The organism is Halorubrum gandharaense, from assembly GCF_054654575.1.
Map to the genome: position 1 here is coordinate 999,351 of NZ_BAAIET010000002.1, position 24,926 is coordinate 1,024,276.

At 68.0% G+C, this 24,926-nt stretch carries 19 protein-coding genes and 1 pseudogene; 5 read left to right on the top strand and 15 right to left on the bottom strand.

What is annotated here, in order from left to right; genetic code table 11:
- Positions 1–51 precede the first annotated feature (51 nt).
- The gene (locus ACYQ07_RS14055; RefSeq protein ID WP_459882683.1) at positions 52–1,302 is read right to left on the bottom strand and encodes a tRNA (N(6)-L-threonylcarbamoyladenosine(37)-C(2))-methylthiotransferase; all 1,251 of its coding nucleotides are present in this window, start codon (positions 1,300–1,302) and stop codon (positions 52–54) included.
- Positions 1,303–1,468: 166 nt separating this feature from the next.
- Here ACYQ07_RS14055 and ACYQ07_RS14060 point away from each other — a divergent pair, with 166 nt between their 5' ends.
- Entirely contained in the window at positions 1,469–2,173 is a 705-nt protein-coding gene (locus ACYQ07_RS14060) for a helix-turn-helix domain-containing protein (RefSeq protein WP_459882685.1), read from the top strand.
- Between the two features lie 59 nt (positions 2,174–2,232).
- On the opposite strand, the gene ACYQ07_RS14065 is transcribed toward ACYQ07_RS14060, so the two are convergent.
- The 10 genes from ACYQ07_RS14065 to ACYQ07_RS14110 form a co-directional block, all read right to left on the bottom strand.
- Positions 2,233–2,586 (bottom strand): ArsR/SmtB family transcription factor, encoded by a 354-nt coding sequence (locus tag ACYQ07_RS14065; protein WP_459882687.1) that lies wholly within the window; start codon positions 2,584–2,586, stop codon positions 2,233–2,235.
- A gap of 54 nt (positions 2,587–2,640) precedes the next feature.
- The gene (locus ACYQ07_RS14070) at positions 2,641–3,975 is read right to left on the bottom strand and encodes an aminotransferase family protein (RefSeq protein ID WP_459882689.1); all 1,335 of its coding nucleotides are present in this window, start codon (positions 3,973–3,975) and stop codon (positions 2,641–2,643) included.
- A 56-nt stretch (positions 3,976–4,031) separates the two neighbouring features.
- Positions 4,032–4,937 carry a DUF106 domain-containing protein gene (locus tag ACYQ07_RS14075; RefSeq protein ID WP_459882691.1) on the bottom strand — a complete coding sequence of 302 codons (906 nt, stop codon included), beginning with the start codon at positions 4,935–4,937 and terminating at the stop codon, positions 4,032–4,034.
- A 97-nt stretch (positions 4,938–5,034) separates the two neighbouring features.
- Positions 5,035–5,658, bottom strand: a complete 624-nt coding sequence (locus tag ACYQ07_RS14080) for an adenylate kinase (protein ID WP_459882693.1) — start codon at positions 5,656–5,658, stop codon at positions 5,035–5,037.
- Positions 5,659–5,762: 104 nt separating this feature from the next.
- Positions 5,763–6,500, bottom strand: coding sequence for a hypothetical protein (locus ACYQ07_RS14085; RefSeq protein ID WP_459882695.1), 738 nt, complete (start codon positions 6,498–6,500; stop codon positions 5,763–5,765).
- Entirely contained in the window at positions 6,497–7,987 is a 1,491-nt protein-coding gene (locus tag ACYQ07_RS14090) for a DUF7350 domain-containing protein (RefSeq protein ID WP_459882697.1), read from the bottom strand. Before ACYQ07_RS14090 ends, ACYQ07_RS14085 begins: the two co-directional genes overlap by 4 nt.
- Positions 7,980–9,314 carry a DUF7405 family protein gene (locus ACYQ07_RS14095; RefSeq protein WP_459882699.1) on the bottom strand — a complete coding sequence of 445 codons (1,335 nt, stop codon included), beginning with the start codon at positions 9,312–9,314 and terminating at the stop codon, positions 7,980–7,982. Before ACYQ07_RS14095 ends, ACYQ07_RS14090 begins: the two co-directional genes overlap by 8 nt.
- Before the next feature lie 87 nt (positions 9,315–9,401).
- Positions 9,402–11,552 carry a bifunctional metallophosphatase/5'-nucleotidase gene (locus tag ACYQ07_RS14100; protein WP_459882702.1) on the bottom strand — a complete coding sequence of 717 codons (2,151 nt, stop codon included), beginning with the start codon at positions 11,550–11,552 and terminating at the stop codon, positions 9,402–9,404.
- A gap of 100 nt (positions 11,553–11,652) precedes the next feature.
- Positions 11,653–12,417: an aldo/keto reductase gene (locus ACYQ07_RS14105; RefSeq protein ID WP_459882705.1), complete on the bottom strand. Its 765-nt coding sequence runs from the start codon at positions 12,415–12,417 to the stop codon at positions 11,653–11,655.
- A gap of 85 nt (positions 12,418–12,502) precedes the next feature.
- Positions 12,503–13,174 (bottom strand): HAD family hydrolase, encoded by a 672-nt coding sequence (locus ACYQ07_RS14110; protein WP_459882707.1) that lies wholly within the window; start codon positions 13,172–13,174, stop codon positions 12,503–12,505.
- A 120-nt stretch (positions 13,175–13,294) separates the two neighbouring features.
- On the opposite strand from ACYQ07_RS14110, the pseudogene ACYQ07_RS14115 reads away from it, so the two are divergent.
- From ACYQ07_RS14115 to ACYQ07_RS14125, 3 genes and pseudogenes are all read left to right on the top strand, one after another.
- A pseudogene (locus ACYQ07_RS14115) lies at positions 13,295–13,476 on the top strand (NAD(P)-binding protein); the annotation flags it as partial.
- Positions 13,477–13,666: 190 nt separating this feature from the next.
- Positions 13,667–14,140 (top strand): universal stress protein, encoded by a 474-nt coding sequence (locus ACYQ07_RS14120; protein WP_459882708.1) that lies wholly within the window; start codon positions 13,667–13,669, stop codon positions 14,138–14,140.
- 150 nt (positions 14,141–14,290) lie between these two features.
- Positions 14,291–15,433 carry a CBS domain-containing protein gene (locus tag ACYQ07_RS14125; protein ID WP_459882709.1) on the top strand — a complete coding sequence of 381 codons (1,143 nt, stop codon included), beginning with the start codon at positions 14,291–14,293 and terminating at the stop codon, positions 15,431–15,433.
- 113 nt (positions 15,434–15,546) lie between these two features.
- Here ACYQ07_RS14125 and radB read toward each other — a convergent pair whose 3' ends face one another.
- The 3 genes from radB to ACYQ07_RS14140 all read right to left on the bottom strand — a co-directional run bounded on the left by radB (position 15,547) and on the right by ACYQ07_RS14140 (position 19,695).
- Entirely contained in the window at positions 15,547–16,242 is a 696-nt protein-coding gene (gene radB / locus ACYQ07_RS14130; RefSeq protein WP_459882711.1) for a DNA repair and recombination protein RadB, read from the bottom strand.
- A 129-nt stretch (positions 16,243–16,371) separates the two neighbouring features.
- Positions 16,372–18,714: an amino acid permease gene (locus ACYQ07_RS14135; RefSeq protein ID WP_459882712.1), complete on the bottom strand. Its 2,343-nt coding sequence runs from the start codon at positions 18,712–18,714 to the stop codon at positions 16,372–16,374.
- Positions 18,715–18,930: 216 nt separating this feature from the next.
- Positions 18,931–19,695 carry an Lrp/AsnC family transcriptional regulator gene (locus ACYQ07_RS14140; RefSeq protein WP_459882713.1) on the bottom strand — a complete coding sequence of 255 codons (765 nt, stop codon included), beginning with the start codon at positions 19,693–19,695 and terminating at the stop codon, positions 18,931–18,933.
- A gap of 216 nt (positions 19,696–19,911) precedes the next feature.
- Between ACYQ07_RS14140 and ACYQ07_RS14145 the strand changes: the two genes are divergently transcribed.
- Complete coding sequence (locus tag ACYQ07_RS14145; protein WP_459882714.1) at positions 19,912–22,284, top strand: amino acid permease; 2,373 nt, start codon at positions 19,912–19,914, stop codon at positions 22,282–22,284.
- Positions 22,285–22,974: 690 nt separating this feature from the next.
- On the opposite strand, the gene ACYQ07_RS14150 is transcribed toward ACYQ07_RS14145, so the two are convergent.
- Positions 22,975–24,828, bottom strand: a complete 1,854-nt coding sequence (locus ACYQ07_RS14150; protein ID WP_459882715.1) for an acetyl-CoA carboxylase biotin carboxylase subunit — start codon at positions 24,826–24,828, stop codon at positions 22,975–22,977.
- Positions 24,829–24,926: the final 98 nt, after the last annotated feature.

Here is a 24,926-nt window from a genome sequence, read left to right on the forward strand (position 1 = left end):
GCGGATGGCGGGGTCGCCGGCGGACGGCGGGGCCGCCTCCCCGGCCACCTCTTAAACCGGTTCGCCGAAGGCGTACACCGTGTTCTGCCCGGTAATCTCGACTTCGAGGAAGTCGCCGACCGCGACGCCCTTTTCAGGGGCGTTCTGGACGATCACCTGCCGGTAGGCGGGGTCACGACATTTCACGGAGTCGGCGGTCCCCTCCTCGACGACGAGCACCTCGTACGTCTCGCCGACCATCGCCTCGTACGCCTCCCTGACCACGTCCATCTTCAGAGCGGACATTGCCTTCGAGCGCTCCTTTTTGAGGGTCCCGCCAAGCCCCTTCATGTCGGCGGCGTCCGTGCCGGGCCGCTTCGAGAACCGGGTGACGTTGATCTTCTCGGGACGGACTTCCCGGAGGAGTTCCATGGACCGCTCGTGGTCGGCGTCCGTCTCGGTGGGGAAGCCGACGATGAAGTCGGTCGAGAGCGTCCAGTGGTCGAGCCGGTCGTCGAACGCCGCGACCACCTCGCGGAACTTGTCGACGCGGTGTTGCCGGCGCATCTCCGCGAGGACCTCGTCCGACCCCGACTGGACGGGCGCGTGGATGAAGTCGTACAGCTTCTCGTTGCGGGCGAACACGTCCGCCAGCTCCTCGTGAATGCCGTGGATGCCCCCGGGGTTCGCCATCCCGAGCCGAACCCGGAACTCGCCGTCGATGTCGCAGATCCGGTCGAGCAGCTCGGGGAGCTTGCGGTCGCCGTTGTCCCAGCCGTAGACGCCGGTGTCCTGGCCGGTGATCCGGAGCTCCTTGGCGCCGGCGTGGACCAGCGCGCGGGCCTTCTCGACGTTCTCCTCGATGGAGGGGGAGTCGACGCGCCCGGTGGCGAACTTGGTGATACAGTACGAGCAGTTGCTCATGCAGCCGCGCGCGATGGGGAGGATGCCGACGACGCCGTCGAGGATCGGCTCCGAGTCGGGCGTCGTCGTGGGGCACTCGCCGTTGAGCACGTGGCCCGGCACCTCGTCCCAGTGGAGCACCTCGGCGTCGATGCCGGCCTCGTCGAACTCCTCGCCCTGCGCGAGCGCCATACAGCCCGTCACGACGAGTTCGGCGGTTTCCTCTTCCAGCTCCTCGGCGCGTCGGAGCATGTTCCGTTCCGTCTTCTCGACGACGGTACAGGAGTTCAGAATGGCGACGTCCGCGTCCGCGGGTCCCTCCGCCGGATGGTGGCCGCCGTCGCGCAGCGCCTGCTCTATCTGCCGGCTCTCACCCCGGTTGGAGGTACACCCGTACGTCTCGATGTGGTACGTCGCCATCGCTTGGACGAGTTACCCGGTCCGCGGGCAAAAGGGCGACGGATCGGGGGCGGATGTTCCCAAACCCGCCACCGTACGTCCCGAATCGCCGGCGTCCGCCAGCTATCGACGCCTGACGAACCCCGCTTTCGGCAGCCTTTTGAGTCGCTCGCTCGTGGGTCCGTCGATGAGCGAGACCGCACGCGATGAGCTCGCCCGGCGGATCGCGGGCGAGATCACGTTATCCGACGATCCCGGGGCGACTCTCCGGAAGTGGCGCACCGACTTCGACGTTTCACAGACGGAGATCGCTGACCAGCTCGACGTCTCCTCGTCGGTCGTCTCCGACTACGAGAGCGGGCGCCGTGAGAGCCCGGGGATCGGCGTCGTCCGCCGGATGGTCGAGGCGCTGCTCGACATCGACGAGCGCCGCGGCGGCGGCCGGCTTCGCCAGTACGCCCGCGTGCTCTCGGCCGGCTTCGAGAGCGACATCGTCCACGACCTCCGGGAGTACTCCACCGCCGTTCCCCTGGAGGAGTTCTACGAGGCGATGGGCGCGACCGAGATCGTGCGCGGCGACCGCGACCACGTCAACGGCCACACCGTGATCAACTCGATCCAGGCGATCACTCGGCTCTCCAGCGAGGAGTTCTACCGGCTGTACGGGCAATCGACCAACCGCGCGCTCGTGTTCAGCGGCGTCACCCGCGGGGAATCGCCGCTCGTGGCGATGCGCGTCGTCTCGCCCACGCCGAACGCCGTCGTCCTCCACGGCATCGAGTCCGAGGACCTCTGGGAGCACGCCGGCGACCTCGCGCGCGTCGACGGCTTCTCGCTCGCGACCTCCACTCGCGACCTCGACGAGTGTCTGGCCGACCTGCGGGAGCTGTAGTCGACACCGTCAAACGTCGGAGGTCCGGCGACCCGCCACCGCTTCCCGCCCGTTTTCGCCTACGGCGAGCGCGTCGTCGGCGAGTCGTGGTCCAGACCGTCCGACGAATCATCCTCGACCGCCTCGGGCTCGACCGCGTCCACGACGGCGTCGAATCCTTCCGGCGTGAGCTCGACGGCGATAGTCGCTAATTCCGCTTCGTACGTGCGGTAGTGGGTGCCGTCAGCGTATCCGCGTCGCTCATGTAACAACCCGAGCTCCTGAAGGGCCTCCACTTGGCGGTACACCGTCGGTTGGGAGGCGTCCGTCAGTTCCGTGAGTTCGTCCACGGAACAGGGACGGTCGGCGGTGGCCACGAGAAGCTCACGCGCGTGCTCGTTGCCCAGCACGTCGAGCAACCCGTCAGCGTCCATACCCGTTAGTAGGCAATATAGGCCTTTAATCTCCCGGCCCAAAAATCTCGACCGTCAACACGGCGAGCTGGTTACCTCGTCGGTCGCCGCCGCCAGCGTCTCGGCGATCCGGTCGATGTCATCCGGCGAGGTGGTGAACGGCGGCCCGAGCAGGACGTGGTCACCCGCCTCCCCGTCGACGCAGCCGGTACCGGGATACACGTACACGCCGCGGTCGAGACAGGCGTCGTACAGCCGCTCGGCGACCTTCTCGTCGGGGCCGAACGGGGCTTTCGTCTCCCGGTCGGCGACGAACTCGACGCCGACCATCAATCCGCGCCCGCGAACCTCGCCGAAGTGTGGGTGGTCGCCCAGTGTCTCGCGGAGCCGCTCCCGGAGCCGCTCGCCGAGGCGTCGCACGTCCGCGATCAGCTCGTCGTCGTAGCGCTCGACGACCGTCTCCGCGACCCGTGCGGAGAGCGGGTTCGCGCTGAACGTGTGGCCGTGCGGAAAGGTGGCGTCGCCGCCGGCGGGGAACTCCGCAGCGATCCGGTCGTGAACGATCGCCGCAGCGATCGGCGCGTAGCCGCCCGAGAGCCCCTTTCCAACCGTGAGAATGTCGGGCGTAACGCCGAACCCGGTCGTCGCAAAGCGGTCACCGGTTCGTCCGAATCCGGTCATCACCTCGTCGGCGACGAACAGGACGTCGTGGTCGTCACAGATCCGCCGCACCTCCTCGTAGTAGGCGGGATGGGGGTGTGCGGCGCCGAGCGTCGACCCGGAGACGGGTTCCGCGATGAATGCCGCGACCGTCTCCGCCCCCTCCCGCCGGATGACGCGGTCGAGTTCGCGGGCCGCGGCGCGTGCCTGCTCCGCGGGCGTCCCGTCGTGCTCCCAGCGGTAGGGGTACGCGGGCGCGATCCGTGGCGTGTCAGCAAGCAGCGGCGCCCAGTCGGCCTTCCGGCTCGGATTTCCCCCGACCGAGAGCGTCCCGAGGGTGGCGCCGTGGTAGCTCCCGTACCGGCTCACGACGCGGTGTTTCTCGGGGTTTCCCCGTGCGAGGTGGTACGAGCGCGCGAGCTTGATCGCCGTCTCGTTCGCCTCGCTTCCGGAGTTGACGAGGAACGTCGTCGAGAGGTCGCCGGGCGCGAACTCGGCGACGAGGTCGGCGAGCCGTTCGGCGGGCTCGACGCGGAAATGTGACGTGGAGACGTACCCGACGCGGTCGGCCTGTTCGGCCATCGCGTCGGCGACGCCGGGAACCGAGTGGCCGAGGTTGGCGACGAGTGCGCCCGACGCCGCGTCGAGGAGTTCCTCACCGTTCTCGGTGACGAGATACTCGTCGTACGCGCGGTCGACCGTCGGATGGTCGGGGTCGATCCCCGCACCCCACTTATAAAACACGCTCATGAACCGTCGTCACGCAGCGGGGGGCAATAAAACGGGTGACCGCGAAACTCGAACGCCTACGACGAGGTCGGCGACATCTGGATGTTGAGGCTCTTCTGGACGATCTGCGTGAACGCCATCGAGCAGAAGAAGTACCAAACGATCCACACCTGGATCGGCCCGATGACGCCCGTCGTCCACTCGACGGTGCCCGCGAAGGGGATCACGATCGTCTCAAGGGTGTACTGAGCCTCCGCACCGCGGTAGCCGACGACCCAGAACATCCAGAGGAACGCCGGAATGGTGAGGAACATGATCCACACCATCGGACGGAACTGCTCTTTGAACATGCCGAGCTGGTCGCCCATCGCCTCCATCTGCTCCTCCTGAATGGCGTCGAGCGCCTCCTGATCGTCGTTCTCCTTCGCCTCCTTCCGGCGCTGTTGGATGTCCTTCATCCGGTCCTGATAGACGCTCATCTTGTCCATGTCCATCAGCCCGGCGCGCAACAGCGTCGAGTAGAGGCCGGTCGCGAGCGCGACGACCATGATGACGACGTAAAACGGCACGACGTTCATCAGCGGCCCGAACACGAGGTCGATCGCGCCGGCGATCACGTTTCGCACGGGAGCGAACGCGTAGCCGACGAAGAACCCGACCGTCGACAGCGCGGCGAGTTTGTCCCACTTGGACCATGAGGTGGTCTCTGGGGTCTCGAAGTCCCCGCCGCTGGTGTAGTCCGCGTCGTCGGTTTCCAAACCGGCTTCTATCCCCTCGCGGTCGGCGAGCGCGAAGCCCGACTCGCCATCCACAAGGATCTCCTTTTCGATCAGCCGCCCCCACTGGCCGCTGCTGATCTCGTCACGGACGTCGACCCACTGGACCTCGCCGTCGCCGGCGTGGTCGAGGACGACTTCGAGGGCGTCCCGCATCTCGCCGTCCTCCTGGACTAGCGAGCGCACCCTCCGTTCGACCTTGCTCATTGACGGGGGGTTAGCAACCGACGGTTAAGAACCTTGTAGGTTGCCGCCGCGAGAAAGGTCCCCCACCGCCGCGACGACTGTTTTCCTCCCTGGTGGTCTACGACTCGATGACGTCCTGAATCCGCTCGAAGACCTCGTCCGGCGTCGCCTCGCCGTCGACCTCGACGAGGTCGCCCTCCTCGCGGAAGTGTTCGATGACGGGCTCGGTGTTCTCGCGGAACACCTCGAGCCGCTCGCGGACCGTTTCCTCGGTGTCGTCGTCGCGCTGAACCAGCTCGCCGCCGCACTCGTCACAGACGCCCTCCTCCTCGGGCGGCTGGAACTCGACGTGGAAGTTGGTGCCACAGTCGTCACACACCCGACGACCCGTCAGCCGGTCGACGAGCACCTCCTCGTCGACGTCGAGGAAGATGACGGCGTCGAGGTCGGTGATCTCGGAGAGGTACTCCGCCTGCGAGAGGTTTCGCGGGTAGCCGTCGAGCACGAAGCCGTCGGCCTCCTCCAGTGCGGCCTTGACGATCTCGTTGACCACCGGGTCCGGCACGAGCTCGCCGGCCTCCATGAACGAGCGCGGCGTGCCGTACTCCGTCTCCATGTCCTTGTTCGCGCGGAGCGCGTCCCCGGTCGTGACGTGCTCGATGTCGTACGCCTCGGCGAGCTTCTTGCTCTGTGTCCCCTTTCCGGCACCGGGTGCGCCCAGCAGAAGAATGCGATGGCTCATACACTGTGGGTCGCCCGCCGTCCATAAAACCTTGAAGATACGCGACGGATTTCGCCGAGAGGGCCTTCGCTCGCGTGTGGCTCAACGCGGCGCTGTCTGCCGAACTACCGCCGGCTGCACAGCCACATTGCGGTCAGCACGCCGATGATGGCCGCGCCGATCGGTGCGGGAGCGTCGTCGTCGGTCTCCTCCGTCGCCCCGTCCGCCGGTTCCGCGAAGGCCTCGTCGCTCCACGCCGGCGATACGTCCTCGCCGCCGCCAGCGATGACGAGCTCGCCGGGCGCCGTCGAGAGCGGCTGTGGCCAGTCCGTCGAGAGAACCACTTCCGTCGGGTCGCCGTCCGTGCCGACGAGGCTCAGCTGTGCGACTCCCGGGTCGGCGTCCTCATGCACCTCGACGGTGACGGTGGCGAAGACCGCCTCCCCGACGACGCCGGACCGGTCGGTCACCGACTGTTCGATCCTGGCGGCACCGTGGTCGTCGTCGATCGCGGTCTCCTCGTTCGGGTCGAGATCCTGTTCCTCCGCGGCCAACTCGTGGAACCAGTCGTTCCCCTCAACCCGGGTGACTGTCAGGGATTCCGTGGGATAGTCCACCCGGAGCACGACCTCCCGGACCCCCACGTCGCCGTGGGCGCCGTCCGTGCTGATCACCACGTCGATCTCGACCTCTTCGCCCGGTTCGACCTCGACCTCGTCCGGATCGAAGTCGATGATGGCGACGTTGTCGCCGGCGGTCGCCGTCCCAGCCAGCCCCACACCGACGCCGAGCGCGAGGGTGGAGAGGACGACAAGCACGAGCATCGTTCGGGGGATCTCCCCACTTCCTGGTCGGTCGATCACGGCAGTTCAACCTCCAGTTCCACGCTTCCGTCATCCAGAAATGCCGTCTCGTAGCCGGCGTGGCGGGAGACGTTCGGCACCGTCTCGACCGTGACGACGAGCTCGTCCCCGTCCCTGAGGTCGTCGCGCGCCGCGCCGTAGTGGTAGCCGACATCCGGGTCGAGCGTGTCACGGAGCGACCCCGAGGCGACCGTCTCACCGTCGCGACGGAGCTCGTAGCCGAGCGCCATCATCGGGAGCATCGACCGGTTGTACGGCGTTCGCGGCGACACAAGGAGGTAGTAGGCGTCGTCGTCGTCGACGAACCGCGAGTCGCGGTCCACGACGGTCGTCGCCAGGAGCGCGTCGGCGACGACGGGCTCGCCGAGCAGGTGGCCCGGAAGGTGGTCCGCCGGCGGAAGCTCGCCCTCGTCGGCGTCCCGCAGATACGTGCCGAATCGGTGGTGACCCTCACCCTCGGACCACCGTTCATCTCCGTGATGGTCGTGGTCGTGGCCGTGCTCGCCGTCGTGGTGTTCGTGACCATCTTCCTCGCCGTCGTGGTGCTCATGACCGTCCTCGTCTTCGTCCTCGTGGTGCTCATGACCGTCGTCATCCCCGTCACCGTCGTGATGATCGTGGTCGTGGTCACCGTGCCCGGCCATGTGGTTCGCGAGCGACCCGTGTTCGCCCCAGTGCTCCTCGTCGAGATAGTGGATCCCGCTCACGACCTCCCGGCGGAAGTCCTCGTCGTACTCGAAGGTGAACGACGCGGTGGCCGCCTCCTCGAAGCGTCCGTCGAACGACCCGGTTTTGTCCACGTCGATGGGCGCGACCCGGATATCGACCTCGTAGGTGCCGTCCTCGCCGAGCGGCACGTTGTCGCCGATGTGAAAGCCCATCTCCTGGGAGATCATCGGCCACGGCGCGTGCGGCGACTTCGACTCACCTTCGAGCCCAACCTCGATCTCGGTCCCCGTTTCGGCGGGTAGCACCTCGCCGGTTTCGGCGTCGCGAACCGCCGCCATCAGGTGAACGTCGTCCGACCCGCTCGGCTCGGCGATCTCCGCTTCGTCGCCGGTGACGTTCCAGAAGGCGTGCGGATAGGTGATCATCGGCTCCACCTCGAACTCGCCGGCCTCGACCGGTTCGAGGTGGCGCATCGCCTCGAAGTGGGTGGGGATGTACGTCGCCGCCGGCGGGTCCTCGACCTGCGGAAGGTCCGGGGCGGCCGACTCCGGTTCGTCGTCCCCGTTCTCGTCGGGGTCGTCCGTCTCGGGAGGCGTCTCCTCGTCCGGAGTGGGGGTGTCGTCCGACTCGTCGTCCGCGCAGCCGGCGAGCGCGGCGGCTCCCAACGCCGCGCCGCTCGCGACGACCCGTCGGCGGGTGAGTCGTGGAGACGATCGGTCGCCGTCCGTCGAGGGCTGGTCGGTCATTGGTGCTTCCGTGTCGGCGCCAGTGTCGCTCTCGGCGCCAGTGTCGGTGGTGAGGTCAGTGTCGTCAGTCATCGGTGGAAGGGTTGGGGGTTGGAAGGCTGCGGTGCGCACGCGGCGGCACGAGGTAGTTCCCGCGTCGGCGCACGAACACGTACTGGAGGATGCCGTTGTTCACGCGGGTTCCCACGCCGGTTTCGTCTGTAATGTCCTCGCCGGTCATCGCCTCGCGGACGCGCACGAAGTCCGCGACGGACTCCTGCAGCGAGACGAAGTGGAGGCCGGTGTGGTCGTCGTCGGTCGTCGGGAAGTCCCGACGGAGGAGGACCGGATCGCCGTCATCTCGGGCGCGAGCCGCCTTCTGCGCGTGGCCGACGACCCCCTCCTCGCGGGCGAACTCGACGGCGTCCTCGGGAAGGTCGGCGACCGCGGGGTCGGCACCGAGCCGCTCGCCCCACTCGCCGACGCGCTCCTCGTCGGCGTGTGTCGGGCTGAACAGCTTCGCGACGCGCTGCCGGTGGTTCTCCTGGTTCCACCAGGCGTTGAGCTGGGTCCGGAGCTTCGAGACGTGCTGGGTGGTTCCATCGGCGAACGGCCCGTCCGCGATGCTCACGCGGTCCTCCGTCGCCTGCGAGGCGGCGAAGCCGTTGCGGAACCCCATGAACAGCGGTGCGCCCTCCGGAATTGGGGCGTCGTCCGGAACGCCGGCGGCCTCCGCACGCTTCTCACGCGGGAGCCCCGCACTAAGAAACCCGGTCCGGCGGTCGACCCGCTCGAACAGGTCGCTCGCGTCCGTCACGTCGACGCCGTTCGCGGTCGTTTCGTCGCCGAACAGCGCCTCCTCGGCCGCGAGCACGGCTTCGGGCGCATCGCTCGCGAGGTGGACCAGCACGTCGGCCTCGTCGAACGCGGGGTCCTCCAGCGAGGTGAGCGCCGTCGGCTCCGGGAGGTCGACCGCGTCGGGGAGGTCGCCGTCGAACCGGTCGAAGTACGCCGGCGCGTAGCCGACGGTGAACAGCAGCCCCTCGTTGGACCACTCAAAGGCGGCTTCGAGGTCGCGGAGGGCTGCGGACAGCGTCTCTCGCGCCTCGGACAGCGCCTCCGTGTCCGATACGTCGACCGTGAGGTCGGCGTACCGGAGCACGTGGTGGACCGGCGCGACGACGTTGCCGTCGTCGTCCGTGGGGAGAGACTCGTTCCAGGCGTGCTGACGAGCCGGCACTCCCTCGGGGTCACCCGTCGGAACGCCGGGGAGTCCGTCATCCGCCGCTCCATTCGTCTCGGACCCGTTTGGGTCGTCCCCATATCCGAGACACGCCGAGAGCCCGGCGGTGCCGCCGAGCGCGACGGCGGCTTTCGTGAACTCGCGACGGGAAACGGAGTCGGGGTCTGGGAGGGTCATTCAGTGGCGTACGAACTCGTTAGCAGCGAGTTCTAAAGAGGTCGTCGGCGTCGCGCGGGTTTCGCCGGTATCCCTGACGCAGGGGTGTTACTCCGCGAAGTCGTCCGTGTCGCCGCCGGAGAGCTTGCCGTAGAGGTAGGCGCCGCCGGTCACGCCGGCGGCACCGGCGACGGGGCCGAAGCCGGGCGCCTCGTCGTCGGACGCGTCATCCCCGTCGGGCGTGTCCGGCGCATCCGTCCCCTCGCCGGCGGCCGACGAGGGGTCCTCCACGTCCGCGGCCGTGAGGCTCAGGCGGACCTTCGCGTGGTCGTAGGAGGGGTTGACCGGGAGGCTCATCGTCTCGCCGTCGTCCTCGTAGCCGTAGTGCTCGTCGTTCGGCTCGACCTCGCCGAGCACGGAGAGCGTCTCGACGCCGGCGTCGGCGAACAGGTCGGCGACCGCCGACGTGTCGAACGTCACGGAGATTCCGCCGTTGGTCTCGACCGCCTCGGCCTCGACCTCGCCGTGGGTCGGCGCCACCAGCCGGTAGGTCCCGTCGACGGGGTCCTCGAACGCGTCGTGGCCGTCGATGGAGACGGTGAACGTCTCATCGTCGCCCTCGACGGTCGTCTCGTCGAACGCCTCGTCCACGCGAATGATCCGGTTCTCGGGCTCGGGGGCGATCGTATCGACGTGCTCGTCGAGGTAGTCCATCATGAACGGTCCCTGGAACTGGCCGGACTGGAGCACGAGCGAGTCCTCGTCGAACGCCGACGAGTTGCCCGCAACGTAGTCGTTCGTGGCGACGAGGTACGTCTCCTCCTCGTCGACCGGCTCGTCGCCGACCCACACGTTGTACACCTCGCTCTCGTCGTGGTGACCGCGCCACTCGTAGGAGACGCCGGACACCTGGATCGCGGGCTGGGCGCCGAAGCCGTCCGGCATCGGGCGCACTTCGCTTTCGAGGTACGAGACGATCTCCGCGCCGGTGAGCTCGTACACCTCGACCTCGTTCGGGAACGGAAGGACGTCCATCACGTCGCTGCCGGTGATCTCTCCCGGGCCGTAGGTGGCGTCCGAGCGGATCCCGCCGGCGTTCTGGAACGCCGCGGCGATCTCCTCGTCGAGGTCGCCGACCTCACGCATGATGTCGGTCATCAGGTTGCCCCAGCCGGTCTCGGTCTCGTAGTTCTCGAAGGTGGCGTTGAGTTCCACCTCGCTCTCGACGACCGGCTCGCCGAGCCGCTCCTCGAGGTCGGCGAGGTACTCGTCGGCGATCGCCGCGATCCCGTCGTCGCGCTCCACGTCCTGTACGTCGACGGGGGTGTGGTGGTCCGTCCCCTCCGGCGGCTCGACGCCGGCCTCCTCGACCGCTTCGGAGTCGTAGAGGTCGAGGCGCTCCCAGTCGGTGAGCGCCTGATTGTCGACCTCGAAGGTGAGCCGGCCGATGTGGTCGAACTCGTCGCCGAACTCGGCAATGACTCCGTTCTCGCTCTCGTCGGGTTCGTCGAAAACGACGCCCGAGTGGGAGCCGACGACGGCGTGGACGCCGTCGACGCCCGCGATCGCGTCGTGCGCGCTGCTGGGTGCGTGCGAGGCGCAGACGATGAAGTCACAGTCCTCTTCGAGGGCTTCGACGGCGTCCTGGGCGGCCTCCTCGTAGCCGAGCACCTGCCAGTCGTCGGGGTAATCGGTGATCGAGTGGAAGCCGGTCGTCCCCATCCCGAAGACGCCGACGGTGTGGTCTTCCGTCTCGACCGTCGTCCAGCGCTCGGCGCCCGGAACCGGCTCGCCGTCGGGCGTGAGCAGGTTGGCGATCACCCACGGGAACGACGACTCCTCGAACCGCTCCTCGGCGACTTCGACGCCGAAGTCGAACTCGTGGTTGCCGGCGCCGACGGCGTCGACATCCATCTCGTTCATCGCCTCGATCATGTGTGCGCCCTCGAACTCCAGCCCGAGCACGGAGGGAGCGAGGTCGTCACCGTTGCCGAGGTAGATGGCGTTGGGATACTCCTCGCGGATCTCGTCGACGAGCGTCTGATACCGGGCGATCTCCTTTTCAGGGTCGTCGGCGTCCTCGAACCGCCCGTGGAAGTGGGTGTCGTGGATGATCGTCAGCGTGTCCTCGTCGATGGCGGCGGCGTTTCCGGCGGCGCCAACGCCGAGCGCACCCATCGACAGCCCGCCCGCGGCGGCCGCGAGCAGCCGACGACGGCGGTCGTCGACGGTCCCGCTCGTACGCGTGGTATCTACCATACGTGCTCATTCGAAAACACACACTTAAGGATTCATATGCCCTGAACTCCCGACAATATGCCCACGATCGTGTATGTTCGTCGGCGTATCGCCCGTGTCTTCACTCCGGATACAGCTCCACCTCGCGGTCGACGGCGTCGATGGCGGCGACGTCCGTCGGAGAGAGCGCGATCTCCGTCGTGGCGAGGTTCGCCTCCAGATGGGTTCGACTCGACGCCTTCGGAATCGCCACGACCGGGTCCTTCGCGAGCACCCACGCGAGTGCGACCGCCTCGGGGGTGGTCCCGTGGCGCTCGGCGACCTCGACGACGGCGTCCACCTCGCTCACCCGTCCGCCGGCGAGCGGGGAGTACGCGACGACGGCGTAGCCGTGCTCCCGCGCGTGTGCCAGCAGTTCGGGACGGAAAAACAGCGGATGGAGCTCGGTCTGGTGGACGGCCGGCGGCCTCCCGAGCGTTTCGCGGGCACGTTTCAGGTCGTCCAGCTCGAAGTTGGACACCCCGAGCTCGCCGACCAGCCCGTTCTCGCGGAGGGCGTCGACCGCCGGCAGGGTCGTTTCCGGGTCGTAATCGCCGCGTGGACGGTGGACGTAGAGGAGGTCGAGTCGGTCGACACCGAGCCGCTCGGCGCTCTCGCGCGCGGCGGGCTCGACCGCGGGACCGGCGAGGTCGTCGACCCAGAGTTTGGTGGCGACGGTGACGTCGTCGCGGTCGACGTCGCTCGCCGCCAGTCCCGCTCCGACCACGCGCTCGTTCCCGTAGATGCGGGCGGTGTCGAGGTGGCGATAGCCGACATCGAGGGCGGTCGCGACGGTGTCGGGGTCGTCGACCCCCATCGTGCCGAGACCGACCGGCGGAAGGTCCATGCGAGGAGAGACGTACGAGACCACTTAGTCGCCGCGGACACGCGTCGAACGACCTGTGAGAGGGTGTTCTCCCGTCGTCACCGCCTCATTTGAAGCGCTGACGGCGGCCACAGATGCTCACGAGGTCGTGGAGGTCGTCTATCTCATATGTCGGGTGACACGAGAGCTCGAACTCCCGGCGGTGGGGCCGACGGATGAACGCGGAGTCGATGCCGGCGTTGTCGGCGGCTCGCACGTCGGACTCGTTGTCGCCGACGAACAGCGCGGTTTCGGCGTCGAGGTCCTCCAGCGCCCGCTCGATGTAGTACGGGGAGGGCTTCTTGCGCGAGAGGCTGGCGACCGAGGGCTCCCGGCCGTACGCCGTCTCGAAGCGCCCGGCGAGCCCGAAGTGGTCGAGCAGGAAGTCGACGGTCGCCTGCTGGTTCGAGGAGACGACGCCGAGGGAGGCGTCGATGCGGTCGAGCACGTCGACGTCGTCGTACGGCGTCTTCCGGCCGCTGCGCGCGTCGGCGACCTGTGCCTCGCTCGCGGTCGCGTCGCGGACCCGCCAGAACTCCGTCGGGTCCATCCCGTAGCGCTCACAGATCGACGCGAGCGTGCCGGCGTCGACGCCGACCGCCACGTCCTCGACGTGGGCGAGGTCGGGATCGGCCACGCCGGCGCGCTCGAAGGCGTCCCAGGCGGCCTCCCGAAGGGTGTCGAACGGCGTGCGGCCGACCAACACCCCGTCGTTGTCGAAGACGACGGCGTCGTACATGGCTGATAGTGGGCGAACGAGGGGCAAAAGTCTTTCACCGACGCGTACACGTCGTCACGGGCCCAACCGGCCACCCTGCCCCGACGACATCCCCTTATTAGCGCCGACCCCAACGGTCGCATGGCACCCCTGTGTATCGTCGGCGCCGGCGCGGCCGGCGCGGGCGCCGCCGACGCGCTCCGGGGGAGAACCACCACGTGACGTTGTTGGAGAAGAGCCGGGGCGTGGGTGGTCGCGCGGCGACCCGCCGGCGAAACGGCTGCCGGTACGACCACGGCGCGAACTACGTCAACCCGGACGACGGCGGGCGCACTGCCGACCTCCACGTTGCGGGCGACTGGGTCGCCGGCGAGGCTCGCGCCCACGCCGCGCTGTGGAACGGCATCGAGCCCGGCGAGCAGCTTGGCACGTTCATCGAAGACTGAGCGGATTCCCGTCGAGCCACGGGCACCCACGGGGGCGTTTTAACCCGATCACCGCCGTACTGTCGCTGTGACCTACTTCGTCCCCTTCGACGGCAGTCAGCTCTCGCAAGCGGCACTCGGCAGGGCCACCGATCTCGCGGCGACCGACGAGGCGGTGGAGGCGGAAACGGACGACGCTCCCGCCGTCCGAGCGTTCGCGGTGATCCCCCGCGGTAACGTGGATTGGGCTCGTCAGCGCGACCTGATTCCCGACTATCCCGACGCGGAGTACGGCGCCGAGCGCGTCGCCGACCAACTCCGGTCGCGGGCCGCGAACGTGGCACCGGAGGCGTCGTTCGAGACCCGTTTCGTCGGCAAACGAGAGGTGAGCGGACGTGTCGTCAGCGCGATCCGGCGGCGAGCGCGCGCGGTCGACGCGGACGTGGTCGTGCTCGGTAGCGAGAACGCGGGCCACGTTGTCACCTCCATCACGAACGTCGCCCCGACGGTTGCGGCCGATGACGCCTTCGACGTGTTCATCGTCCGGCGCGCCGGCGACTAATGGCGAATCGAACGACCACCCGTCGTGACGGTCGTACGGCGGCCGACCAGCTGTCAATCGCCGGACGAAAGCCGTGTGGACTGTCCACGTGACGCGTGAAAATCTGCCCCCACTTTCAATACCCGTCCCGCTGTACTCTCCAATTGGACCATGAACATCGCTGATATCGCAGTGCCGGAGTACGTCGAGGTAGACGTCGACGAGCGTCTCGCCAAGGTCCGATCCCTCTTCGAGCGGGAGAACCCGAAGGGGATCGTGGTGACGGAGGACGGCGAGTACGCGGGCGTTGTCGGAGAGAAGCAGGTTCTGCGCTCGCGCCGCGAGGACGACACGAAGGTCTCGGGCGTGATGAAGCCCGCCCCGCAGATCGACCGCCACGAGGACGTGCGGGAGTCCGCCCGCCTCCTCGTCGAGGGCGACGTGAAGATCGCCCCCGTCTACGAGGGCGAGAAGCTCTACGGGATCGTCACGGTCGACGCGATTCTGGAGGCCGTCCTCGACAGCCTGGACGCGATCACCGTCGACCAGATCGCGACCGACGACGTGGTCACGATCGGCGAGAAGGACCGGGTCGGACAGGTGATCAACCGACTCCGCGAGAACGACGTGTCACGCCTCCCCGTTCTCGACGAGGACGGCAAGCTCGCCGGGATCATCACGACGAACGATATCGTCGACTTCATCGTTCGTGACCAGGACCGGCAGGGGCACGGCGACCGCGCCGGCGACATCGACCGAATGCTCGACCTTCCCGTCTACGACATGATGTCGACCCCGGTTGTGGCGGCCTCCCCCGGAGAAACCGCCAAGGCGGCCGTCGAGCGCATGTTCGACAACGACATCTCGGGGCTCGTCGTCACGCCCTCGGAGTCCGACGCGGCGGTGTCGGGCATCATCACCAAGACCGACGTGTTGCGCGCGCTCACGTTCACCGAGAAGGAGTCGATGGACGTGCAGATCACCAACATCGAGCTGCTCGACACGACGACGCGCGAGCACATCGTCGAGTCGATCGAGCAGGTCGCCGACAAGTACGCCGACATGCAGGTGTTCCACGCACACGTGCGGCTCCACCAGCACAAGGAGAAGCTCCGTGGCACGCCGCTCATCCGGTGTGAGATCCGGCTGCGAACCAGCAAGGGGCAGGTGGCCGGCACCGGCGAGGGGTACGGCGCCGAGCACGCCTTCCACGTCGGGCTCGACAGGCTGGAGCGGAACGTCCTCGAGATCAAGGGCGTCAACGCCGACGAGGAGTACCGCGGCCAGCTCCTCCGCAAGCTGGGCGAGCTGTAGGACCGAAACCGACGACCGTCTCCGGCACGCTGCCCGTCGAATGACCGCTCGACGGGCGGACGCGTTCGTTCTATTTCCGATGACGACGACTCGTCAGCAGCGCCGTCCCGCTCCTACACGTCCGGGCCGTCCGCGAGCCCGCCGTCAACGATCCGGAAGGTGGCGCTGTCGCCGGCGGCCTTCGACCGGTGTTTCTCCAGCGTCGCGCGGCGGTTCCCGCCGCGGAACCGGTCGACACGGAGGATCGCGCCCGTCCAGTGTTCGAGGGTGTTTCCCCCGAGCCCCCGGGTGCGGTCGGCGTCGGGGTCCGTGAACACCTGATTGGTGATCACGACCGCGAGATCGTGGCGTCGCGCCAGCGAGAGCAGGTGTGTCACCTGCTTTGCTACCTTCCGCAGGGACTGTCCACTCTCCGTGTCGTCGGCGCGCTCCAGCCGGTAGAAGCCCGTCGCGGAGTCGAGCACGATCAGCTCGACCTCCTCGGCGATCTCCTCGGCGTCGCGCACCGCCTCCCGCTGGTCCGCGAAGTCGTACGCCTCCGAGATGATCAGTCGCGAGGCCACCTCCTCGACGGCGTCCTCGCCGGCGCGCGCGGCGACGATCTGCCGGAAGCGGTCGACGGAGAGCCCCTCCGTGTCGATGTAGAGGACGCGGCCGCCCTCGGCGGCCACCTCCACCGCCGCCGCGAGCGCGAGGTTCGTCTTGCCGGCCGCCGGCGGGCCGTACACCTGCGTGACGACGCCGCGCTCGAAGCCGCCGCCCAACAGGTCGTCGACCGGGTCACAGCCGGTCGGGATCGAGTCGCTCACTGGGGGCACGTTGTGCAGGTCCGTAGTTAAGGAGTCGGATCGGGAGGGTCGGCGACCGAAGGGTCTCCCGGTCGCCCGACGGGACATCGTGCGGTCGAGGGATTCCCGGCGCGCCGGGGACTGGGAGCGCTACTCGTCGTCCTCGACCGGCTTTTCGCTCCGGCCGAACAGCCGCTCCCACAGCGATCGGGTGTCGGGGCGTTCACACAACAGGACGGTGGAGTCGACCTCGTTGACGATGTCGTACACCAGCGAGCCGCTGAACAGCCGCGAGAGGAGCCCACGGTCGGTGGCGCCGACGATCACCATCGTGGAGTCCCGCGAGTGGCGGTCGATCGCGTCCTCCACGTCGCCGCCGGTGTCGACGGTGAGCGTCGCGTCGCCGAGCTCGTGCTCCTGTGCCCAGCCGCCGAGGAACTCGGTGCCGGCCGCACGCTTCTCGTCGTCGTCCACGACGTACAGCAGCTCGACCTCGGAGCCGCGGCCGTCTCGGAGCACGCGGGCGACCTCCGCCGAGAGGTCCGAGTCGGACCCGCCGGCGGTCGGCACTAGCACGTGCTGAGGGTCGAAGCCGCGGTCCTTGAGCACGAGGAAGTCACACGGCAACTCCCGCGTGAGCTCGTCGAGTCCGCGCGAGACGGTGCCGGACGACCAGAACGGCTGGTTCGCCCACCCCATCACGACGAGGTCGGCCTCGCCGGTCTCGGCGGCGTCGAAGATCTCCTCGAACGACTGGTGGGAGACGACGGTGCGCGTCTCCACGTCGACGCCGAGCGTCTCGGCGTTCGAGCGCGCGGAGTCGAGCAGCCGCTGGGACTCGGCGTCGATCTGCTCGACGTGGTCGGCGCCGGCGTACAGCGGCGTCTGGTCGGGCACCGTGACGATGTGGACCGCCTCGACGATGCCGTCGTTCGCCTTCGCCATGACTGACGCGAGCTCGATCAGCTCCTTTTCGGTACGGGGGTTCGCCAGCGGTACCATCACGCGGTAGTCCGTTTTGTCCGGCTGGACGGATTCGGCGGCGGAGACGGCGGGCTCCGGCATCTCCTCGGCACGGTCGAGGATGTACTGCCCGAGGTAGCCCTGGTGGGTCGTCTCGCTTCGGGCGTACAGGAAGTACCAGAGAATGGCCCCGACCACGAAGGCGATCGAGAGCCCGATCTCGACCGGGCTCATGAACGCGATGAGCCCGAGCGACAACACCATGCCGAGGATCGGCGTGAGCGGATACAGCGGCACCGTGAAATCGGGGTCGTACTCGGGCACGTCGGCCTCACGGAACACGATGAGGGCGGCGTTCATCAGCGCGTACACGATCAGGTGGAGCACGGAGGCCGCCTGTGCGAGCACCTCGACGCTCCGACCGAGCAGGATGATGAAGAAGACGATCATGCCACCGGTGACCAGGATCGAGCGGTACGGCGTCGCGAACGTGGGGTGGATGTCGTTGAGCCAGTTGGTGACGATCTTGTCACGCCCCATCGCGAAGTTGATCCGGGCCGATGAGAGGATCGAGGCGTTCGCCGAGGAGGCCGTCGCCAGCAGGGCGCCGAGCGTCATCACGGTGGCGGCGGCGGCGGAGAAGCCGCTGACACCCAACAGCTGGTCGGGGAAGGCGATCTCTGCCGCCTGGGCGACGGGCGCGTCGAGGTCGAGCTGGTCCCACGGGACGATCCCGAGCATCAAGGTGACGAGGATCCCGTAGATCACGGTCACGATCGCGACCGATCCGATGATGGCGATCGGGAGGTTTCGTCCGGGGTTCTTCATCTCCTCGGCGACGGTCGCGATCTTCGCGTAGCCGAGGAACGAGACGAACACCAGGGCGGTCGCCGGCAGGATGGCGCCGTACCCCTCGGGCGTGGGCGCCCAGCCGTCGGCGGTGAGCGTGCCGTAGTCGAACGAGAACCAGCCGGCGAGCGCGAACGCGCCGAGGATCGCCAGCAGGATCGTGACGATGACGGTCTGGATGCCGCCGGTCTCCTTGGCGCCGACGTAGTTGACGCCGACGAAGATGACGCCGGCGACGAGCGCGCCCATCTGGATCTGGTTCAGCGGGCCGATCGACGGAAGCAGCGAGATGGCGCCGAGAACCGGGAGCGTGAACGTCGTATCGCCGATCATCGTCACGAGGTACTGTCCGAAGCCGATGGAGTAGAACGCGGAGGCGAAGGCGAGTCCGAGCCAGTCGCCGAGCCCGGCGATCGAGCCGAACATCGGACCGAGCGCCCGGTTGACGTAGTAGTAGCCGCCGCCCGCCTTCGGCATCGCGGTCCCGAGCTCGGAGACGGAGAGCGCGTTCACCATCGCCACTGCCCCGCCGATGAGGAAGGAGAGCACGACGACCGGCCCCGCCTCGTTTGCGGCGACGCCGGGGAGCACGAAGATGCCGGCCCCGATCATCGTCCCGATCCCGATCGTCATCGCGGAGACGAGTCCGAGGTCCTTGGCGAGCTCCTCGTCGCCACTCACGCGAGCTCACCTCCGGTTGTGGGAGCCCGGGGGAGCCGGCTGGGCCGACTCCGTCCCGTGCCGACGGTCAGTGAAACGCCGCTGGCGGAATGCATGCTCGACGGTTTGGCCGACTCATATAAAACTCTCCTGACAGTAGAATTCGAAAATCGCAGCTCCTTAAATACCGGGTTATTGAAATCCCAATCATCATGGATAATTATACGGCTATGGAGGTCACCCGTCGTCAGCCGAGGAGCTCCGTCCCGGCCGAAACGCGCGGAGCGTCTCGTCGCTCACGCCGCCGCGCGAGAACACCGTGACGAGGTCGCCGGCGCGGAGTTCAGCGTCACCGTGGGCCGTTCTGACGGTGTCGTCGCGCTCGACGGCGATGACGAGCACTTCCTCATCGAGGAGCCCTCTGTCGACCGCTTCACCGACGGTTGCGCCGGCGAGCGGCGCCCCCTCGCGCACCGTCACTTCCGCGATCTCCGAGCCGCCGGCGAGCGTGACGAAGTCGGAGACTGCTTCGCGGGTCTCCCCTTCCGGGCCATACGGTGTGTGCGGGTGGAACGTCTCGTTCTGGACGAGGTTCTCGTCTTCAATGTCGATGCCGAGACGGGAGATATCCCGTGCGATCCGCCGGAGTGTGGCGGTGTCCTCGCCAACCGCCACGACGTGGAGGTTACGACGCCCGGTCATCAGCTCCCGGACGTTCACTACGTTGGGGAGCGTCCGCACTTTTCCGGCAAGCGATTCCCGTTCCGAGACGGGAGCGTTACACACGTAGAGGTTGACGAGTGCACCGGTCGCCGCCTCGAAGTCCACCTGCGTGTGATATCCCTCGATCACTCCGTCATTCTCCATCCGGTCGATCCGGTTTCGGACGGTCCCCGAGGAGACCCCGGCCGCCTCCGCGATGCTCGCCACCGTCCGATTTCGCGGATCCTCCATCAGTGCGTGGAGAACCCGCCGATCTACCTCGTCGATTCGGTCGGCCATACCGCCGACATACGGGGTGAACGCTTACTGGTGTTCCGGTCGGCGACACGACGGGATCCGACGCGGTGGATCTGCGTCCGGCTCCCACCGACGAGACACGTTGATTAAGGGAGATGCCAGCAAACGTCCTCTCATGCGAACGATGTCCGTCGACGCGGCGAGTGAACCTCGCGGACCGCCGCCGCTCGATGAACAACCGGACGGAGGTGCTGTCACGTGAGCGGCGACGAGGAGCTCGCCAAGGACCTTGGCCCGCTCGCCGCGCTCACCATCGGGATCGGGACGATGATCGGGGCGGGGATCTTCGTGTTACCCGGCACCGCCGTCGCGCGCGCCGGCCCGCTCGCCGCGGTCACGTTCGTGCTCGGCGGCGTCATCGCGCTGTTCACGGCGCTGTCAGCCTCCGAACTCGGCACGGCGATGCCGAAGTCGGGTGGTGCGTATTTCTACGTCAACCGCGCGCTCGGCCCGCTGTTCGGGTCGATCGCGGGATGGGCCAACTGGATGGGACTCGCGTTCGCCTCCGCGTTCTACGTCTACGGGCTCGGGGAGTACGTCAACGCCTTCTTCGGGATGGGCGCGGTCGCGCTCGGTCCCGTGTCGCTGGAGGCCGCCCAGATCATCGGGTTGTTCGCCGCCCTGCTGTTCATCGCCGTCAACTACTTCGGCGCGAAGGAGACCGGCGGGCTGCAGATCGTCATCGTGATGCTGTTGATGGCGATCCTCGTGGTGTTCACCGTCGTCGGACTGTTCAACGCCGACTTCAGTGACCTCGCCGCCGACACGTCGCCGGGGATGACCGCGGAGATCCTCCCCGTCACCGCGATCATCTTCGTGTCGTATCTCGGCTTCGTCCAGATCACCTCCGTTGCCGAGGAGATCAAGGATCCCGGCAAGAACCTGCCACGTGCGGTGATCGGCTCCGTCGTCATCGTCACCGTCGTCTACGCGCTGTTCCTCGCCGTGCTCCTCGCGGCGGTGCCGAACGAGGTCGTTTCCGGCAACGACACCGCCGTCGTCGACGCCGCACAGATGCTGTTCGGCCAGTACTCCGTGCTCGGCTACGGGCTCGGCTCCTTCGGCTGGGCACTGCTCCTGTTCGGCGGTCTGCTGGCGACGGCCTCCTCGGCGAACGCCTCGATCCTCTCGTCGTCCCGCATCAACTTCGCGATGGGTCGCGAGAAGATCATCACGCCGGACCTGAACGCGATCCACCCGCGATTCGGCACCCCCTACCGGTCGATCGCGATCACCGGCGGGCTCATCATCCTGTTCTTGATCGTCGGGAATCTGGAGCTCCTGGCGACGGCCGGCTCCGTGCTCCACCTCATCGTCTACGGGCTGCTCAACATCGCGCTGATCGTGATGCGCGAGGCGGAGCCCGCCGGCTACGATCCGGACTTCGAGGTGCCGTTCTACCCGTTCGTGCCGATCATCGGCGCGATCGTCTCCTTCGCGCTGATCGCGTACATCGAGCCGCTCGTCATCGGGCTGTCGGTGGCGTTCGTCGCGTTCGCCGCGCTCTGGTACCTCCTGTACGCCCGCTCGCGCGTGGAGGCGACCGGCGTGCTCGCCAACTGGGTGCTCGACCGCTCCGAGGAGCTGCCCGAGACGGCCGTGTCCGTGGCGACGAGCGTGCAGCCCGAGGGTGGCGACTACCGCGTGTTCGTCCCGCTCTCGAATCCGAAGACGCAGGAGCATCTGATCACGCTGGCGTCGGCCATCGCGAAACAGCGCGACGGGACGGTCGTCGCGGTGAACATCGCCAACGTCCCCGACCAGACCTCGCTGGAGGCCGCCCGCGACCGCGGCGCACACGACGCCGCCCACGGGCTGCTCGACTCGGCGCGGAATAACGCGGAGACGTTCGGCGTCGACGTGGAGACACACGTCGTGCTCTCTCACCGGACGTTCGAGGAGATCTTTGACGCCACGCGCACCTACGGCGCCGACATCACGGTGATGGGGTGGAGCGACGACCCCCACGGCTCGCCCGGCCGTGCGGAGTCCGCCATCGACGAGCTCGCCCACTCGCTGCCGTGTGACTTCCTCGTGTTCAAGGACCGCGGCTTCGACCCCTCGCAGATCCTCCTGCCGACCGCCGGCGGTCCGGACTCGGACCTCTCCGCGGCGGTCGCGCAGATGCTGCAGGCGGAGTTCGACTCCGAGGTCACCCTCCTGCACATCACCGAGGATGCTGACGAGGGCGAGGCGTTCCTGAAGTCGTGGGCCGACGAGCACGACCTCAGCGACGCCCGCCGGCGCGTCGAGAGTGGCGACGTGGAGACGCGGATCGCGGAGGCGGCGACCGAGGCGACGATGATCATCATCGGCGCGACCGAGACGGGGCTGCTCTCCCGGCTCGTTCGCGGCTCGCTCGTGCTCGACGTGCTGTACGACGTGGAGTGTTCCGTGCTGCTCGCGGAGAAGCAGAACGAACGCGGCCTCCTCGCCCGACTGTTCGGCCAGCGAGACGAGCGGGAGTACGCCGACACCGGCGTCGACACGGAGGGCGGCACGCCGGGCGTCGAGGACGGCGACGACGAGCCGGCGCTTGCGGACGACGACGAGCCGGCGCGCGCGAACTGACGCCGGCGCGCTGGCGTCCCGTTTGTCGACGGACGGATTTCCGAGGCGGATCTTTGGCGCTGCTGACGCTACTCGAGAGTAACCCGTTTATGATCGCTGCCCACCAGTTCAGCACCCGTCAATGAGTGGCAGCGGGAGTAGGTGTTGCACGTGGGTGGAGGTGGCGTTTATAAGCGGGGCGTTGGTGGGGTTATGGTTCGTTTATAAGGAGCGTTTGTCCGGTGAGTTGCTGGTGCGACACTGGTGAGGACCGCCTGCAAAGCCCCAGCCGGCTCCGGTCGAGGGGCTCGCTGCGCGCTCAAAAGGCCTCTCCGCACCGCCCGGCCTTTTGAGTGCTTACGTCGCCCATCGTCCCGGAGCCGGCTGCCCCTTTGAGCCCCGCCCCGCACCGCAACCGCACCTCACACCTCCCCAGCCTCGCCGCTCGCTGCGCTCGCGGCGTCCCTCGCGCGCCGCCGAGCGCCCGCGGGGCGCTCGCCGGGCGCGCCACCGCACCGCAACACCGTTTATAAGGGAGGCGTCACCGCTACTCCCGACGGTTTATATACTCTACCGCCGGCGACGGATTGCAATACTCACTCCCGACATCGATCAACAAGCAGACGCTATCGACCGACTCGTCCACTACCTCTTTTTTAAACGGAGTCGGTCGCCGTCGCGCAGACGCCCCGCCCAACCAGGTACTTGCTCCTACTCCAGCACGACGAGCACGTCGCCCATGTCGACGCTGTCGCCCTCGGCGACGTGGACGCTCGCGACGGTGCCGCCGCGCTCGGCGACCACGTCGTTCTCCATCTTCATCGCCTCCAGCACGCAGACCACGTCGCCGGCGGCGACCTCGTCGCCCTCCGCCACGTCGACGGAGAGGATGGTCCCCTGCATCTCCGCCTCGACGGCCTCGCCACCCTCGGCGACCTCGACCGCGGCGGAGCCGCCGTCATCGCCGTCGTCTTTCGCCTGCGGGGGCCGGCTCGCGCCGCCGGCGCCGCCGGAGCCACCTGCGGGGGTTGGGATGGCGGGCGCGCCGCGCTCCTCCAGTTCGACCTCGAAGCGCTTGCCGTTCACCTCGACGGTGAACTCGCGTTCGGTGACCTCCTCGTCGTCGGCCTCGCGCGGCTCACCCTCGGTGCCCCACTGCTCTTGGGCCGCAGCCACGCGGTCGCGGTCGAGCTCCTCGTCGAGGTACTTCGTCGTGTGGGTGCCGTCGACGAAGCGCGTATCGTCCATCATCAGCCGGTGGAACGGGATGATCGTCACGACGCCTTCGAGGTCGTACTCGGCAAGCGCGCGCTTCGAGCGCGCGAGACACTCCTCGCGGTCGCTCCCCCAGACGATCAGCTTCGCGATCATCGAGTCGTAGTCGGTGACCAGCTCGTCACCCTGTCGGAGCGCGTCGTCGACGCGGACGCCGATTCCGCCGGGCGTGTCGTACGTGTCGAGCGAGCCCTCGTTGGCGGGCTGGAACTCCTTGGCCGCGTTCTCGGCGTTGATCCGGAACTCGATGGCGTGGCCGTCGAGTTCGACCTCGCCCTGCGAGATGGAGAGCTCCTCGCCGGCGGCGATCCGCAGCTGCTCTTTGACGATATCGAGGCCGGTCAGCTCCTCGGTGACCGTGTGCTCGACCTGGATCCGGGTGTTGACCTCGAGGAAGTAGAAGTTCGTGTCCGGCCCGAGCGGTTCGGCGGGATCGCGGTCGGGGTCCTCCTCGACGAGGAACTCCACGGTGCCGGCGTTGGTGTAGCTCGCCGCGGCGACGCCCCGACGGGCGGCGGCGCCGATCTGCTCGCGGAGCTCGTCCGAGAGCGCCGGCGACGGCCCCTCCTCGATCACCTTCTGATGGCGGCGCTGGAGCGAGCAGTCGCGCTCGCCGAGGTGGACGACGTTGCCCGCCTCGTCGGCGACGATCTGCACTTCGACGTGGCGCGGCGTCTCGAGGTAGCGCTCGAGGTAGACCGAGTCGTTCGAGAAGTACGCCTCTCCCTCACGTTTGGCGGATTCCAGCTGGTCCGCCGCCTCGTCGGCACTCTCGACGACCTTCATCCCGCGGCCGCCGCCGCCGCCCTCGGCTTTGATCGCCACCGGGTAGCCGTGTTCGTCGCCGAACTCGGTGACGGCCTCGGGCTCGGTGACGGGCTCGGTGGTTCCGGGGACGATGGGCACGTCGGCCTCCTGCATCACGCGGCGCGCGTGGGTCTTCTCGCCGAGCTGCTCCATCGCCTCGCTCGCGGGACCCACCCACGTGATTCCCTCGGTGTCCTCGACGCGCTCGGCGAAGTCGGCGTTCTCCGCGAGGAAGCCGTATCCGGGGTGGATCGCGTCGGCGCCCGCCTTCTCGGCGGCGCCGATGATCGCCTCCTGATCGAGGTAGGAGTCGGCCGCGCGCGCAGGCCCGACGTTGTACGCCTCGTCCGCCGCGCGGACGTGCCCGCCGTGTTTGTCCGCGTCGCTGTACACGGCGACCGTCTCGATGCCGAGCTCCGCGCAGGCACGCATCACTCGCACCGCGATCTCGCCTCGGTTCGCGACCAGAACCTTATCGAACATTCTTGCGGGTTCCTTCCACCAAGGGCTACCTCATTCTGTCGGTCCTCGCCGACTCGCGACAACACTTGCCGACCAGAGTCAACCATTTATCGGCCCTC

Bases quoted from the DNA above. Each gene is read 5' to 3' on its own strand.
- ACYQ07_RS14110 (WP_459882707.1), bottom strand. From the start codon at position 13,174: ATGTACGACGCCGTCGTCTTCGACAACGACGGGGTGTTGGTCGGCCGC.
- ACYQ07_RS14125 (WP_459882709.1), top strand. From the start codon at position 14,291: ATGAACATCGCTGATATCGCAGTGCCGGAGTACGTCGAGGTAGACGTC.
- ACYQ07_RS14055 (WP_459882683.1), bottom strand. From the start codon at position 1,302: ATGGCGACGTACCACATCGAGACGTACGGGTGTACCTCCAACCGGGGT.
- ACYQ07_RS14075 (WP_459882691.1), bottom strand. From the start codon at position 4,937: ATGAGCAAGGTCGAACGGAGGGTGCGCTCGCTAGTCCAGGAGGACGGC.
- ACYQ07_RS14150 (WP_459882715.1), bottom strand. From the start codon at position 24,828: ATGTTCGATAAGGTTCTGGTCGCGAACCGAGGCGAGATCGCGGTGCGA.
- ACYQ07_RS14090 (WP_459882697.1), bottom strand. From the start codon at position 7,987: ATGACTGACGACACTGACCTCACCACCGACACTGGCGCCGAGAGCGAC.
- ACYQ07_RS14140 (WP_459882713.1), bottom strand. From the start codon at position 19,695: ATGGCCGACCGAATCGACGAGGTAGATCGGCGGGTTCTCCACGCACTG.
- ACYQ07_RS14095 (WP_459882699.1), bottom strand. From the start codon at position 9,314: ATGACCCTCCCAGACCCCGACTCCGTTTCCCGTCGCGAGTTCACGAAA.
- ACYQ07_RS14105 (WP_459882705.1), bottom strand. From the start codon at position 12,417: ATGGACCTTCCGCCGGTCGGTCTCGGCACGATGGGGGTCGACGACCCC.
- ACYQ07_RS14065 (WP_459882687.1), bottom strand. From the start codon at position 2,586: ATGGACGCTGACGGGTTGCTCGACGTGCTGGGCAACGAGCACGCGCGT.
- ACYQ07_RS14070 (WP_459882689.1), bottom strand. From the start codon at position 3,975: ATGAGCGTGTTTTATAAGTGGGGTGCGGGGATCGACCCCGACCATCCG.
- ACYQ07_RS14060 (WP_459882685.1), top strand. From the start codon at position 1,469: ATGAGCGAGACCGCACGCGATGAGCTCGCCCGGCGGATCGCGGGCGAG.
- ACYQ07_RS14080 (WP_459882693.1), bottom strand. From the start codon at position 5,658: ATGAGCCATCGCATTCTTCTGCTGGGCGCACCCGGTGCCGGAAAGGGG.
- ACYQ07_RS14100 (WP_459882702.1), bottom strand. From the start codon at position 11,552: ATGGTAGATACCACGCGTACGAGCGGGACCGTCGACGACCGCCGTCGT.